The sequence below is a fragment of the Glutamicibacter sp. 0426 genome (assembly GCF_001906485.1).
Classification (GTDB): Bacteria; Actinomycetota; Actinomycetes; order Actinomycetales; family Micrococcaceae; genus Glutamicibacter; species Glutamicibacter nicotianae.
In genome coordinates this window covers 330107-344205 of sequence record NZ_MPBI01000003.1, presented here as the reverse complement: position 1 = coordinate 344205, position 14099 = coordinate 330107, and the positions used below count along the sequence as shown (strand labels likewise).

The window sequence follows — 14099 nt, the reverse complement described above, 5'->3', positions numbered from 1 at the left end:
TGAGGTTCAGCATAAATACTACGCCCGGGAATTTCCTGCATGCTAGTTTTCCAAGTGGCTTCCTTGGGCTAACCTCGGGGTCGACAAGGAATTCTTGACGTAAATGGAGTGCGTGCGTGCAGAAACATTTCAGCCGTTTGGTGGGCATCGGTGTGATCATGATCGTGGTTCTCGCGGCCTCGCTGCTGGTGTGGGCGCTGAGCATCGCGGAACGGCCAGTGGGCATGTGGAACCCGATCGAGGTCCACATCGGAAGGCTCTGGACAACCTTCTACAGCTCCGAACTGCCCGATTTGTCGATCCTGGTTTTCTCCGTTGCCGCCGCGGTGATCCTGGTGCTGCTGGTGGTCCTGGGCGAGCGTCTGGTCACTTGGCGTTATCGCCGGACGCCGATCGAGAAATCGAGCCGGCCGCTGGCGCCCAAGGCGGTGATGGCCCGCACCCGAGGCGTCTACGCAGGACCGGTCACCGTGACCGTGCTGATTCCGGCGCACAATGAAGAAGCTTCCCTGCCATACACCCTGAAAGCCCTGGAGGAGCAGAGCTTTGCTCCATCGCGCATCATCGTGGTGGCCGACAACTGCACCGACCGGACCGTGCAGGTCGCCGGCGAGCACGGGGTCGAGGTGTTCGAATCGGTGGAGAACAAGCACAAGAAGGGCGGGGCGCTGAACCAGGCGCTGCATGCCATCCTGCCCGGGATGGGCGATAACGACTGCGTCATGGTGATGGATGCGGACAGCCAGATCGGCGCGGACTTCCTGGCAACCGCCCGGGACCGCTTCACCTGGGACCGCGCGCTGATGTCGGTGGGCGGGCTGTTCCACGGCGAAGAAGGCCACGGGCTGATCGGCCAATTCCAGCGCAACGAATACACCCGCTACCAACGCGAAATCTCGCGCCGCGACGGCCGGGTCTTCGTGCTCACCGGCACGGCCTCGGTATTCCGCGCCTCGGCCCTGCGCGAGGTGGCGGCTGCGCGCGGCAGCGTGCTTCCGGGAACCCCCGGCGAGGTCTATGACACGGCGGCCTTGACCGAAGACAATGAGCTGACCATCGCGCTGAAAACCCTCGGCGCGCTGACCACGTCGCCGCAGGACTGCACGGTGGTCACCGAGCTGATGCCCAACTGGAAGATGCTGTGGGCGCAGCGGCTGCGCTGGCAGCGTGGCGCCTTGGAGAACCTGGGCGCGTACGGAGTCACCGCGCAGACCTCCCGGTACTGGGCGCAGCAGATCGGCATCGGCTATGGCGTGATCGCGCTGTTCAGCTATTTCGCGCTGATGATCATCATGCTGATCTCCATGGACACCTGGGTGTGGTTCCCGTTCTGGATGCTGCTGGGCGCGCTCTTTGCTGTCGAACGCGTGGTCACGGTCTGGCACGGCGGCTGGAGAGCAAGGATCGTCGCCGCGCTGGTGATTCCCGAGCTGGTCTACGACGCCTTCCTTGATCTCGCATTCCTCAAGGGCGTCGGGGATATCGCCTTTGCCCGCAGCGCGGATTGGAAGCATGTCGACCACGCGGGTGCCGCACGGAAGGAAAACATCTCATGATGAATCTCATCGTCCAGATCCCGCGGGGAATCATTCTCCCCGAAAGCGTGCTGCTCAGCGATTGGTTCGCCGTGCTCGCCTCGTTCGTCGCGATCAACACCGTGCTCTATCTGGTCCTGGGCTTGGCCAAGCTGCTGCCGGTGATCCGGATCCGCAGCGCACGGGGACGCGAACGCCGCTCAGAAACCAGGAATATCGATCCCGAGGCGTCCGTGTAGCTCATGCATCGCCACGGGCAGGTCCGCCAGCTCGATGCCGGGGCTGAAATAGAAGCCTTGCGCATAGTCGAAGTCCAGCCTGCGGGCGAGCTGAAGATGCTCGGCGGTTTCGACCCCCTCGACAAGGGTCTTGGCGTTGATCTCGCGGGCGGCCGCCAGCAGGATGTCCACATGCTCGCGGGCTTCGGCCGATGCCAGGTAGTGGATGAACAGCGAACGGTCGAGCTTCACGATGTGAGGTTTCAGGCGAAGGATGCGCTCTCTTGTGGCGTAGCCGATGCCGGCATCGTCAACGAGCAGCAGGCAGCCGAGCTCATCGGCATTGGTCCGAACTGCATCGCAAACTTCCGGTGCGGACAGCTCGTGCAGTTCCAGCCCCCAGTCCAGCCGGGGATCAAGTTCCGGGGCCGCGCGCGCGAAGGCCTTGATTGCAGGGCCTGAGGCATTCATGGTGAGCAGCAGCCCATCGGGCAGTCCCTGGGCGGCGTGGACGATGCCCTCCAGGGCGCGCAGCTCCAGCGCCAGCAGATTGCCTTCGGCCCGGGCTTCGGCGAAGTGCTCATCTGGCCGGCGTCCGTCGCTGAATCGTGCCAGCGCCTCGAAGCCCAGCAATGCGTCGGAGCGCAGGTTGATCAGGGGCTGGAATGCGAACTTCATGGTCCACCTAGGCTGGCGATGCGGATTGGCAACATGATGCTGGTTAGGCTGTTGGGTACGAAGGTGATATTACCCTGAAGCTGGCCAGGGATACGCGGTACTGATGAATTCACAAGGAAGCGGGAGCAGCATGCCCAGGACAAGGAACCGGCGGGCCAACGATGACGGAATCTGGTGGAGCCGGCTGCTGCCAGCCAGGCTCCGCAGGATCGAGCGACTGGAAGTTGCTGTCACCGGGATGGTGGCGGCATTCCTGCTGGTGTTCTATCTGGTCAACCTGGGCAATGATTTCAGTTCTCCGCTCATCCAGAAGCTGGCGGTGGCAAGGGTTGCCGGGACCTTGGCCATGGTGATCACCGTGTGGATGCTGCTTGACCGTTTTCCACTGTGGATTGCCTATCTCGGGGCCCTGGCCGAGTTGTCGGCCTTTGTCGCCTTCGTGGGGTTCTCGGTCAACCATGAGCAGATCGTCTTCAGGCTCCAGGAATTTCCGCTCATCGCGCTCTATATGTCCTGGCTCTTTCCGCCGGCGGTCACCCGGTGGACCATCTATCCTGTCATGGCTTTCACCATTCCCTACTCGGTGTTCCTCGGCCCTGCAGTAGGCACCGAGCACCAAAGCGGTCCGTTGAACGTGCTGAGCCTGGTCTTCTTCACAGTCATTGGGATGTTCGTCGGCCACTACGTCAAGCGCCGATTCCGCCAGCAAACCCAGGTTGATGCGCTGACCGGCGCCTTGAACCGCGTCGGGCTGTCGGCGCGTGGAGATGCCGCCTTGCTCGCGTCGCGGAAGTACCGCAAGCCGCTGGCTGTGGCGTTGCTGGACATGGACGGATTCAAGGAGATCAACGACCAGGGCGGCCATGATGCCGGGGACCGCGCACTGAAGGAGCTGGTGCGGCATCTGCGCAGCTCGATCCGTGCCGGAGACCTGGTCTGCCGATTGGGCGGAGACGAATTCGTGCTGGTGTTCCCCAATACGACGATGGGCCAGGCGCAGCTCTTGATGGAGCGCATTGAAGGCTCATCCAAGCTGGCCTGGAGCTTCGGAACGGCACAGGCCCGAGCCGATGACAACTTGAGCACCATGATCCTGCGCGCGGACCGGGACATGTACGCCTCCAAGCGCCAGCGTGCGGCCGAACGCGGGAAGCCCGCGGGGGAAAGTTGAGTCCCGGCCCTAGCCGAGCTTGCCGCCTAACCGGTCCTGCATTTTCTGGCTGGCCTCGTTCAGGCCCTGGATTTCCACACTCTTCCCGTAGTGCGCGTATTTGGTGCGGATCGAGTCCAGGGCGGCGACGGTCGAGGCATCCCAGAGGTGCGAATCTGACATGTCGATGATGACCTTCTCGGGATCCTGCGCGTAGTCGAACTGCATGTACAGGTCGTTGGAGGAAGCGAAGAACAGCTCGCCGTTGACCTTGTACACGGCCGAATCTTCGGTAGTGCTGCGGTCCACGGTGACCATATGCGCCACGCGATTGGCGAAGAGCACCATGGCCGCAAGGATGCCCGCGCCCACGCCGATGGCGAGGTTGCTGGTGATCACGGTGAGCGCCACGGTGATGGCCATGACGAAGGTTTCGCTCTTGGGCATCATCTTCAGCGTGCTCGGGCGGATTGAATGCCAGTCGAAGGTGGTGGCCGAAACCACGATCATCACCGCGACCAGCGCGGCCATCGGAATCCGGGCGACGATGTCGCCGAGCAGCACCGCCAGCAGCAGCATGAAGATGCCGGCGAAGGCGGTGGAGATGCGGGTGCGCCCGCCGGAGACCTTCACGCCCACCATGGTCTGGCCGATCATCGCGCAGCCGCAGATCCCGCCGAAGAACCCGGTGACGATATTCGCGGTGCCCTGCGCCCAGGACTCGCGGGTCTTGCTCGACGGGGTGTCGGTGATGTCATCGACCAGCTTGGCGGTCAGCAGGGATTCGAGCAGGCCGACGAAAGCCACCGCGATCGCATAGGGCGCGATGATCTGCAGCGTCTCCAGGTTCAGCGGCACGCCGGGCAGGTGGAAGACCGGCAGCGAGTCGGGCAGTTCCCCCTTGTCACCCACGGTGGGCACGGAGACCTTCGCGAAGATGGTGATCGCGGTGAGCACCACGATGGCGATCAGCGGCGCCGGGACCGCCTTGGTGATCTTCGGGAAGTAGCAGACGATGGCGACGCCGAGGATCACCAGCGGGTAGACCATCCACGGGACATTGCGCAGCTCGGGCATCTGCGCCCAGAAAATCGAGATGGCCAGGCCATTGACGAAACCGATCATCACCTGGCGCGGAATGAAGCGCAGCAGCTTGGCCACGCCCAGCACAGCCAGCGTGACCTGGATGATGCCGGCCAGCACCACCGCCGCGAAGAGGTATTCCACTCCGTGGGTGCGCACCAGCGGGGCGACCACCAGTGCCACCGCGCCGGCGGCGGCGGAAATCATCGCCGGGCGCCCGCCGGTGATCGCGATGACCACCGACATGGTGAAGGAGGCGAAGATGCCTACGCGCGGGTCCACCCCGGCGATCACGGTGAACGCGATGACTTCGGGGATCAGTGCCAGGGAAACGACCAGGCCGGCGAGCAGTTCGGTTTTCAGCAGCCGCGGGGACTTGAGGGTGCGCAGCACCGACTGCCGTTGCAGGGGCGTCAATTCAGCGGTCGCGGTACTCACCGGGGCTCCGTTTCGTCAGGTGTCCCAGGGAAGCAAAGTGGGATCTTGTCTACGTTATCGCAGCGGAGGTTGCCTGCGCCCGCAGATGCCGGAGATTTGCGCTACACGAGGCGAGCAGGACGCTTAAATTCGAATTCCCGGCCGAAGACTTCGGCCGGGAATTCTCGATCATCACTCGCACCTTCATGAGGTACTTACCAATATAGGAGGCGAAGCTATGCCGGTGCTGAGCGTCCACTGCAGATTTGGAGAAGACTGTGCCGCCGGTTGCCGGAAATAATTTCAGCGGCCCGCGTGCAGTTCGGGGTTTCGAGAATTGCTGGAAACAGGGAAATGATTTTGGATACAGAAACTGGCACTGTCGCAAGACCGACAGTGCCAGTTTCCGCGTCATCACTCGCACCTTCATGAGGTACTTAAAACTGTAGAACGGCATTCTGTGGATGCAATAAGCATGCACTGCGCGTAGGCCATGCATCCTGATTCCATTGCACCAGCGCTTTAGACCAGCGACGAATGGGATTCGGTGTTCGGCAGGTCCGTGAAGGCTGAAGCGACGCCGGAGTAGGCAATGCGCCCGCCACGGGTATTGACTCCCTTGGCCAAGGCCGGATTCGATGCCAAGGCCTGCTCGACGCCCTGGTTCGCCAGCTGCAGCAGGTACGGCAGGGTGGCGTTGGTCAGCGCCTTGGTGGAAGTCTGCGGCACGCCGCCCGGCATGTTGGCTACGCAGTAGTGCCGGATGCCGTCCACTTCGAAGATCGGATCTTGGTAGGTGGTTGCGTGCGAAGTTTCGAAGGCTCCGCCTTGGTCGATGGCCACATCCACCAGCAGCGACCCGGGCTTGAGCAAGCCCAGCTGTTCGCGGGTGACTACCTTGGGCGCAGCACGACCCGGAACCAGCACGGCGCCGATGACGACGTCGGCCTGAGCCAACTCGTTTTCCAGGGTCAGCGGGTCATTCATCAGTACCCGTGCCCGGTTGCCGAGCAGGTCGCCAAGCTGGCGGATACGCAACGGTGACATTTCCAGGATGGTGACTTCTGCCTGCATGCCCAAGGCCAGTTGTGCGGCTTGGGTTCCGACCACACCTCCGCCGATGACCAAGACACGGCTCGGAGCTACGCCTGGCGAACCGCCAAGAAGCTTGCCCGGTCCTCCTTCGGGACCGGTCAGATAGGTGGCTGCCGCATGCGCCGCCAAGCGGCCTGCGATTTCGCTCATCGGCGTCAACAGCGGCAAGCCAGTGTGGTCCTGAACGGTTTCGTAGGCGATGGATAGTGTGCCGGCATCCAGCAACGCTTCGGTCAATGGGCGGTCTGCCGCCAAATGCAGGTAGGTGAACAGAGTCAGGTCCTCGCGCAGGAAGTGGTATTCGCTGGCAATTGGTTCCTTGACCTTGACCAAGAGTTCCGCGCTGGCCCAAGTATCGGCTTGGGTGGCAAGCAGGGCCCCGGCCGCGGCGTACTGATCATCGCTGAAGCCGGCGTTGTCGCCTGCGCCAAATTCGACGTGAACTGCATGTCCCTTGGCGGTTAGCGCTGCAACACCGGCAGGTGTGATGGCAACGCGTTGCTCGGCAGGCTTGATTTCCTTGACAACTGAGATGTGCATTATTGGACTCTCTTCTTTGTAACTGTAGATGTAGTTGTAGTGGTGTGGGCTCCAAAGCCCGGTTAGCCGGCGGTGGTTCGGCGGGCAATATTGTAGAAGCGCACGGACTGGTATTCCTCTAGGCCTTCGCTGGCTCCTTCACGGCCCAGGCCGGACTGCTTGACTCCGCCAAATGGCGCGGCCGCGTTGGAGGGCACGCCTTGATTGATGCCAACGATGCCGGTTTGCAGTTGGTCGGCGACATTCATCGCGCGGTCCAGGTCCTGGGTGAAGACATAGCCAGCGAGCCCGAACTCCGTGTCGTTGGCCCAGCCCAAGACCTGTTGCTCGGTATCGAAGCGCCGGATCGCAGCAATCGGGCCGAAGATCTCTTCCCCGGCGACGCGTGCGGATGGCCCGACATGGTCCAGCACCGTGGGAGCATAGAAGTGGCCGATGCTGTCGTAGCCGTGGCCGCCCGTGAGCAGCTGGGCGCCCCGCTCCAGGGCATCGTTGGTGAAGTCCTGCATCTGCGAAACGGCTCGGCCATCGATCAACGAACCGATTCCGGATGCATCGCTGAGCCCGGCACCGACCTTTACTTGGGCAAATCGGCGGGCGAGCTCGGCAGCGAACTCGTCAGCAATGCCGGACTGGACGTAGATGCGGTTGGCGCCAATGCAGGATTGGCCGCCGTTGCGCAGCTTGGCTGCGATAGTTCCCTCGATGGCGCGTTCGAAATCTGCGTCGTCGAAGACCAGCAGCGGGGCGTTGCCGCCCAGCTCCATGGAGCTGCGCAGCACATTCTTCGAAGCAAGCTCAAGCAACCTTCGGCCTACCGGGGTGGAGCCGGTGAACGAAACTTTGCGCACGCGCTGATCGGAAAGCACCTCTCTGCTGAAACCCGTGGCATCCGAGGTGGAAACCACCTGGATCAGCTGCTCGGGCACCCCTGCTCGGATGGCCAGTTGAACGGCAAAGTATGTGGTCAGCGGGGTGGCTGTGGCTGGCTTGATGACCACCGGGCACCCCGCGGCCAGGGCCGGCGCGATCTTGCGCGTAGCCATGGCCAGTGGGAAGTTCCACGGGGTGATCAGCACTGCTAGCCCTACTGGGGCGCGTCGGGTGAGGATATCCGCGCCTCCATCGGGGGCTGGTTGGAATTGGCCTGCCGGGCGGACCGCCTCCTCTGCGTACCAGCGCACGAAGTCGGTTCCGTACTTTACCTCGCCCCGCGCTTCAGCCAGCGTTTTGCCCATCTCCCGGGAGATCAGCATGGCGATCTGCTCTCCGTGCTCGATGAGCAGTTCATACCAGTTGTGCAATGCCTGGGCGCGGTGCCGGGGGCTTTGGCGGGCCCAGTCGGCACCGGCCGCATCGGCCCGGCCGACCGCTGCCAGAGCATCTGCGGGTGAAGAATCCGGGACGCGGGCGATCAGTTCACCGGTGGCCGGATCGTGGACCGCGATGCCCTGCGCTGGAGAATCCAGCGTGGCGATGGCTGCATCGGCATTCGCCATGTAGCGGGGATCAGCGGCGGCCAGCTGCGCGTCTTGCTGCGTTGCAGTGTTCACTTGCCGCTCCTTGCATTGATGGCTTCGCCGATGGCGCTGATGAACATGGACAGCTCCTCGTCGGTGACGATGAATGGCGGGCTGATCTGGATGGTGTTCCCGCGCAGCGGGCGTCCGATGAAGCCCAGCTCCACCAGGTCGTCGCACACCCGCTCGGCGGTCAGCGATTCGTGAAGCGTAACGCCTCCCAGCAAGCCGGCGCTGCGCACCTCGGTGATGGCCTCCGTGCGCGCAGCCAACGCGTCCAGTTCGCGGCGGAGCACCGATTCGAGCTGGGCCACGCGTGGAACCAGCTGCTCGCGTTCCAGGATCTCCAGGTGCTTCAGGGCGACCGAGCTCGCCGTTGCATGCCCGGCATAGGTGGCGCCGTGGCGGAAGACCGGGGTGTCGGGCGAGTCGACGTAGAACGGCTCCCACAGGCGCGGAGCGACCATTACTCCGCCCAGCGGGGCGTAGCCGCTGGTCACGCCCTTGGCGAAGGTGATCATGTCCGGTTCGAGGCCGTAGTATTCGGCGGCGAACATCGTGCCCATGCGCCCGAAACCGGTGATGACCTCATCGAGGATCAGCAGGATATCGTTGTCCCGGCAGATTCGCGCGATGGCTTCGAGATACCCGGGGGCTGGGGGATTGACTCCACCGGTTCCCTGCACGGCCTCAGTGACCAGCGCGGCAATATTCTCTGCTCCGAGGCGGTTGACCTGCGCTTCGACCTGGGCTGGGTCGTTGAAAGAGACGCGGGCGGTTTCCGGAACCAGGGAGTCGGTGCCGTAGCCCTCGCGGTTGAATTCCAACCCGGCGATCGAGGTGCCGTAGGCGTGCAGGCCGTGGTAGGCGTGTTCGCGCGAGAGGATAATCTTCTTCGAATTCCGTCCCTCGCGCTGCCAGTGGCGGCGGGCGAGCTTGCATGCCACATCGATGGCATCCGAACCGCCCGAGTTCAGGATGATCTTGGCGCGGTCGATGGGGCTGAGTTCTGCCAGCTTCTCGCCCAGGGCCAGCGCCTTGTCATTCGAATAGCGAGCGAAGATGTGATAGGTCTCCAACTGCAGCATCTGTTCGTAGGCCGCTTGGGCCAGCTCGGCATTTCCATGGCCTACGTTCGCATGCCACAGGCCGGCAGTACCGTCGAAGAGCTTGCGTCCATCCTGGGTGTAGAGCCACGACCCTTCGCCGCGTTCGACAACCAACTGGCGCCCGCTAACCGTGGGCAGATGGGCTTGTGCTGGCCAGAGCGATGGCGCTTCCAGGATGCTCGCGCTGGCCGTCGAGTCCGGCAGCGTCAGATTATTCAGTGTCATTCGGATTCGTTCCATTCCGGTCGTGGATGATTGGGTTGATACCAATCTAGAAATCGAAACCGGTTATGAAAAGCGAAAGATTTCGACAGATTCCTGTCAGTTTTACTTACATGTTGTGGGGCATGTGAAGTTCTGCTTCCAGCGCCCGTTGCACGGCATTCAGCGCCAGATTGTGCTCCGATCCCTTGCGGGTGATGAACAGGATGGTGCGGCTCTGGTCGGCCGGAAGCCAGTTGCTGGGCTGCAGCTGGCTGCTTGTCTCCTGGATGAGCATGTCCGGAAGGAAAGCTGCTGCCAGGCCACGCTCAACCAGACGCAGGTGGAAGAGCACGTCCGAGGAAACATGCTGGACACGGGGTTCGAATCCGCGTTCCCGGCAAACTCGAAGTGCCCATTGTGCAGCAGCGGACTCTGCCGGTTCCATGACCCATGGCAGGGTGGCTGCGGCCTCGGCGTCGGGAATCTGAAGTCCGGTTGGAAGGTAACCGCGGATCGGATCCTGGCCGATGATGGTGGTGTGCAGGCCGTTGGCGCTGCCCGAGGAAGTGCCTGGGAAGGAGTCGGTGACGATCGCGTCGACCTGGCGCGATGCCAGGCGGATAATCGCATCCTCCGGCTCATAGCGCTGGATGCGCACTTCAAGGCCGGGGTGCGTCTCGGCGATGGAAGCCAGTGCGGCTGGAATGGCTGCCCGGCTGATACTGGCGAAAGCTGCCACCGTGACCGCGCCTTGTGCCCGTTGGTGGGAGCTGGCCAAATCGGCTTCGGCCTTTTCCATCGCGGCAAGGACCGCTTCCGTATTGCCCACCAATTCCAAACCTGCCTTGGTCAGCTGCACGTTGCGCCCTGCGCGTTCCAGCAGCTTGACCCCAGTCTCACGTTCGAGCTGGCCCAGCTGCTGGGAAATTGCCGAGTGGCTGTATGACAGGCTGCGAGCCGCGGCGCTCATGCTCCCGCGCAAGCTGACCTCGCGCAGCAGCCGAAGACGATTCAGATCAAGCATGCATTTTCCTCCGAGTGGTTCAATTCAGGCGGCAACGGCCTGCAAGACTTGCAAGAAGCTCTTGACCGCGGGGCGCAGGTCGCTGCCGCGGCGTCCCACGGCATAGATTTCCCGGAACATGGGAGGCGGTGCAGGGCTCTGTGACGGCGCGAAGCGGGTGACGTTTTCCTCGGTTGGGCCCAGTCGGTTGAACACCATGCGGGGCAGGAAAGCGGCAGCAACACCAGCCGCCACCAACTCGTAATGCAATCTGGGATCGGGGGAGTCGAAGAGCACTCTCGGCTCGAACCCCAGCGCACGGCAGTAATTGCGGCTGAACATGTGGGCATCGGTGCCATGTGGTTCAAAGGCCCAATCAAAATCGGCTAGCTCCGCGATGCTCGCGACCGGACGCGGCAGAAAAATATCCAACTGGTCGGTAGTAATCAATGTGCGAACTAATCCAGAGTCCGCTCTGCGTGGCACATGGGTGAATTCATCGACAATGGCAATATCTGCGCGTCGTCCGGACACGGCGTCTAATGCCTCGCTGGGTTCGAGCTGCGTGAACTCAACCACCACGTCGGGATGGACCAGCGCCATGTTCCGCAAGGCATCTGGCAGATAGGTACGTGCGAAAGTGCTGAATGCCGCGAAGCGGATAACTCCCTGGATCCGGCTGCGTCGTGTTTCCAGCTCGGCGCTGGCCGCTTCGAGTACCGAGATCGCCTCATCCACGCTGGCAATCAGGTGTTGCGCGGCCGGGGTTAGCCGGATGCTGCGACCGACCTGTTCGAGTAACGGCAACCCTGCTTCCGCTTCGAGCTTGGCCAATTGCTGCGATACCGCGGACGGGCTGATGCCTAGCATCCGAGCGGTGCCCGCGATGCTTCCACGCAAATGCAGTTCGCGCAGCAGCGTGAGCCTTTTGAAATCTAGCATTTCCTTCTTCCGCCGCAGATGCACCTGCGGTACATCCCGTAAGTTCTGCTTAACGATACGAACAAGATGCACCCACTTTATCTGATTCAAACGCAGTCTTATGGTGTAGATCACAAGAAAAATTCCACTCATTCCGCAAGGAGCAAGAAAACAGAAATGATGCAGCCCCCAACAGGCATTGACAGCCTGGAAATCGCCGAGTTCGCAACCCGGCAACAACGCGTCAAGGAACGCATGGCAGAGCAGGGACTAGAGCTGCTTCTGATCACGGATCCTGCGAATCTCTACTACTTGAGTGGGTACAACGCCTGGTCCTTCTACACCGCCCAGATGATGGTTCTTCCGCTGGATGGACCGCCGATGCTGTACATGCGCCACATGGATGCCCACGGAGCGCACCGCACGGCGAGCGGGGTCGCCCCCGAGCAGATCTTCGGCTACCCCGAGGAAATCGTCCATAGGCCCGACATCCACCCTGGCGATTGGGTCGCCAGGCACCTGCGCGACCTGGGATACGGGCGTAAGCTCGCGGTGGGCTACGAAGGAGATTCCCACTTCTTCTCCGTGCGCATGTACCAGGCCCTGGCTGCAACCCTTGGCGAATGGGAACTGCGCGAGTCCCGCGAACTGGTCAACTGGGTGCGGCTCATCAAGTCAGACTATGAGGTCGAACTGATGCGGATCGCTGGTCGCGTCGCCTCTCACAGCATGCGCGTCGCGCTGGGTGCCTTGGAGCCGGGCCGGCCGCAGAACCACGTGGCCGCCGAGATCATGGCGGCGCAGGCGCGGGGAGTGGAAGGCCACGCTGGGGACTACCCCTCGATTGTGCCAATGCTGCCCACCGGGCCCGGAGCTGATACTCCGCACCTGACCTGGAACGCCGATCCGATGCCCTCGAACGCCCCGATCTCCATCGAGCTGGCCGGAGTGCACCGGCGGTACCACGCGCCGCTGGCCCGCACCGCTGTGCTGGGCAAGCCGAGCAGCGCACTGCAGCGCGTGGCCGCAGCAACTGTCGAAGGCATCGAGGCGGCGTTCGACCAGGTCCGCCCCGGGGCGACACCGGACGCGGTCACGCGCGCCTTCACCCAAGTGATCAACGCCCACGGCTTCGAGAAGGAATCCCGACTGGGCTACTCGATCGGCGTCGGCTTCCCGCCGGACTGGGGCGAGCGCACGATCAGCTTCCGGGCCGGCGAGCACAGCCTGTTGCAAGAGAACATGACCTTCCACCTGATCGCCGGCATGTGGCTCGACGGTTTCGGCTTCGAGGTCTCGGAACCCATCAGGGTCGCGGCCAACGGAATCGAATTCCTGGCCGACCTGCCACGCGAACTGACCATCATCAACCCAAGGAGCTCTTCAAATGACTACACAATCCTTCCTGGCACCGATTTCAACGCGTCTTGCCGCCCGAGCCAGCCAGCTTAAGGGCTCGGTGATCGATTCCTCGACCTCGCTGCTGGCCAGCCAGACACACGACATCGTGCGATTCGCCATGGGTGCGCCCAACGCCGAATTGATTCCCGAAGCCGAGCTCGCCGAGCTCTACCGGCAGCCGGCCACTGGCCGCTACGACTATGCTGCGACCGAAGGGAACCCGGCGCTTATCAAGCAGATCGTTGCCTTCGCCGCTGGGCAGGGACAGGCTGTGGACCCGGAACGGATCCTGGTGACCACTGGCGGCATGCAGGGACTGGACATCGCCTTCAAGCTGATGGTGGACCCAGGCGACCTGGTAATCGTCGAATCGCCTACCTACACTAACGGCATTGCCACAGCCTTGAGCTACCAGGGGCAGATTCTGGAAGCGCCGGTGGATGACGACGGACTGATTGTAGAGGCGTTGCCGGAACTGGTGGCGGCCAGCGGCAAGATCCCCAAAGTGATCTACGTGATTCCGAACTTCCAGAACCCATCGGGACGCACGCTCAGCGAAGCACGTCGCCGGAAGCTGATTGAGCTCGCTGAACAGTGGGAAGCATTCATTATTGACGACGATCCTTATGGTGCGCTGCGCTTCGCCGGCCAGGAAGTCCCGGGCTTCAGCGAATTGAGCCCGGGCAACCCCCGAATCGTCTCGGTGAGAACCTTCTCCAAGGTGCTGGCACCGGGGCTGCGCGTGGGATGGATGGAACTGGATCCTGCCTTGCGCGATTTGGCGATCAGTGCGAAACAATCCATGGATACCTGCACCAACGCCCCAATGCAGCAGCTGGTGGCGGACTTCTTGGCTCAAGGTCGCTTGGAAACCCATGTGGGGACCTTGCGCAGCGTTTACTTGGAGCGCAAGCAGGCCATGCGCCGGGCCTTGGCCGAAACTTTCGGAGACGATATCGAGGCCACTGACCCCGAAGGCGGATTTTTCCTCTGGCTGACCTTGAAAGGCCGGTACTCGCAGATCGACACCCAGGAGCTGTTCCCGATAGCCCTGGCACATGGCGTGGCTTATATACCGGGCCCTGCCTTTGCAGATTCTGGCGCCTTCACCGACGCATTGCGCTTGTGCTTCGCAACTTCCACACCTGAACGGATAACGGAGGGAGTGCAGCGTCTGCACGCAGCAATTGAAGACATGCTCCAGCGCGGGGTCGGAGCATGAGCT

General features: G+C 62.5%; 12 protein-coding genes. 5 read left to right on the top strand and 7 right to left on the bottom strand.

Going from position 1 to position 14099, the window contains the following annotated elements:
* Positions 1 to 116: 116 nt before the first annotated feature.
* Together BKX98_RS09925 and BKX98_RS09920 are read left to right on the top strand one after the other, a co-directional pair.
* Positions 117 to 1556, top strand: coding sequence for a glycosyltransferase (locus BKX98_RS09925; RefSeq protein ID WP_233125337.1), 1440 nt, complete (start codon positions 117 to 119; stop codon positions 1554 to 1556).
* Positions 1553 to 1774, top strand: a complete 222-nt coding sequence (locus tag BKX98_RS09920; protein ID WP_223308829.1) for a hypothetical protein — start codon at positions 1553 to 1555, stop codon at positions 1772 to 1774. Before BKX98_RS09925 ends, BKX98_RS09920 begins: the two co-directional genes overlap by 4 nt.
* On the opposite strand, the gene BKX98_RS09915 is transcribed toward BKX98_RS09920, so the two are convergent.
* Complete coding sequence (locus tag BKX98_RS09915; protein ID WP_073707106.1) at positions 1736 to 2431, bottom strand: EAL domain-containing protein; 696 nt, start codon at positions 2429 to 2431, stop codon at positions 1736 to 1738. The two genes, BKX98_RS09920 and BKX98_RS09915, sit on opposite strands and share 39 nt — an antisense overlap.
* Positions 2432 to 2561: 130 nt before the next feature.
* Here BKX98_RS09915 and BKX98_RS09910 point away from each other — a divergent pair, with 130 nt between their 5' ends.
* Entirely contained in the window at positions 2562 to 3602 is a 1041-nt protein-coding gene (locus BKX98_RS09910) for a GGDEF domain-containing protein (protein WP_158024683.1), read from the top strand.
* A gap of 9 nt (positions 3603 to 3611) precedes the next feature.
* Here the strand turns inward: BKX98_RS09910 and BKX98_RS09905 are convergent, their stop codons facing one another.
* The 6 genes from BKX98_RS09905 to BKX98_RS09875 all read right to left on the bottom strand — a co-directional run bounded on the left by BKX98_RS09905 (position 3612) and on the right by BKX98_RS09875 (position 11626).
* Entirely contained in the window at positions 3612 to 5102 is a 1491-nt protein-coding gene (locus tag BKX98_RS09905) for a SulP family inorganic anion transporter (protein WP_073707104.1), read from the bottom strand.
* Positions 5103 to 5603: 501 nt separating this feature from the next.
* Complete coding sequence (gene ald, locus BKX98_RS09895; protein ID WP_038992894.1) at positions 5604 to 6716, bottom strand: alanine dehydrogenase; 1113 nt, start codon at positions 6714 to 6716, stop codon at positions 5604 to 5606.
* 62 nt (positions 6717 to 6778) lie between these two features.
* Complete coding sequence (locus BKX98_RS09890; RefSeq protein WP_198934359.1) at positions 6779 to 8269, bottom strand: NAD-dependent succinate-semialdehyde dehydrogenase; 1491 nt, start codon at positions 8267 to 8269, stop codon at positions 6779 to 6781.
* Complete coding sequence (locus BKX98_RS09885; RefSeq protein WP_073707102.1) at positions 8266 to 9570, bottom strand: aspartate aminotransferase family protein; 1305 nt, start codon at positions 9568 to 9570, stop codon at positions 8266 to 8268. The genes BKX98_RS09890 and BKX98_RS09885 overlap by 4 nt, the downstream gene beginning before the upstream one ends.
* A 106-nt stretch (positions 9571 to 9676) precedes the next feature.
* Positions 9677 to 10573, bottom strand: a complete 897-nt coding sequence (locus tag BKX98_RS09880) for a LysR family transcriptional regulator (RefSeq protein ID WP_073707101.1) — start codon at positions 10571 to 10573, stop codon at positions 9677 to 9679.
* A 24-nt stretch (positions 10574 to 10597) separates the two neighbouring features.
* Complete coding sequence (locus BKX98_RS09875; protein ID WP_083586734.1) at positions 10598 to 11626, bottom strand: LysR family transcriptional regulator; 1029 nt, start codon at positions 11624 to 11626, stop codon at positions 10598 to 10600.
* A 24-nt stretch (positions 11627 to 11650) separates the two neighbouring features.
* Between BKX98_RS09875 and BKX98_RS09870 the strand changes: the two genes are divergently transcribed.
* Positions 11651 to 12925: a Xaa-Pro peptidase family protein gene (locus tag BKX98_RS09870; RefSeq protein WP_073707099.1), complete on the top strand. Its 1275-nt coding sequence runs from the start codon at positions 11651 to 11653 to the stop codon at positions 12923 to 12925.
* Positions 12861 to 14096 (top strand): PLP-dependent aminotransferase family protein, encoded by a 1236-nt coding sequence (locus tag BKX98_RS09865; protein WP_073707098.1) that lies wholly within the window; start codon positions 12861 to 12863, stop codon positions 14094 to 14096. Before BKX98_RS09870 ends, BKX98_RS09865 begins: the two co-directional genes overlap by 65 nt.
* Positions 14097 to 14099 lie beyond the last annotated feature (3 nt).

What these genes read in the sequence shown, in the direction of transcription:
- BKX98_RS09920 (WP_223308829.1), top strand. Translation starts at nt 1,553, where the DNA reads ATGATGAATCTCATCGTCCAGATCCCGCGGGGAATCATTCTCCCCGAA.
- BKX98_RS09875 (WP_083586734.1), bottom strand. Translation starts at nt 11,626, where the DNA reads ATGAGTGGAATTTTTCTTGTGATCTACACCATAAGACTGCGTTTGAAT.
- BKX98_RS09865 (WP_073707098.1), top strand. Translation starts at nt 12,861, where the DNA reads ATGACTACACAATCCTTCCTGGCACCGATTTCAACGCGTCTTGCCGCC.
- BKX98_RS09870 (WP_073707099.1), top strand. Translation starts at nt 11,651, where the DNA reads ATGATGCAGCCCCCAACAGGCATTGACAGCCTGGAAATCGCCGAGTTC.
- BKX98_RS09910 (WP_158024683.1), top strand. Translation starts at nt 2,562, where the DNA reads ATGCCCAGGACAAGGAACCGGCGGGCCAACGATGACGGAATCTGGTGG.
- BKX98_RS09915 (WP_073707106.1), bottom strand. Translation starts at nt 2,431, where the DNA reads ATGAAGTTCGCATTCCAGCCCCTGATCAACCTGCGCTCCGACGCATTG.
- ald (WP_038992894.1), bottom strand. Translation starts at nt 6,716, where the DNA reads ATGCACATCTCAGTTGTCAAGGAAATCAAGCCTGCCGAGCAACGCGTT.
- BKX98_RS09885 (WP_073707102.1), bottom strand. Translation starts at nt 9,570, where the DNA reads ATGACACTGAATAATCTGACGCTGCCGGACTCGACGGCCAGCGCGAGC.
- BKX98_RS09880 (WP_073707101.1), bottom strand. Translation starts at nt 10,573, where the DNA reads ATGCTTGATCTGAATCGTCTTCGGCTGCTGCGCGAGGTCAGCTTGCGC.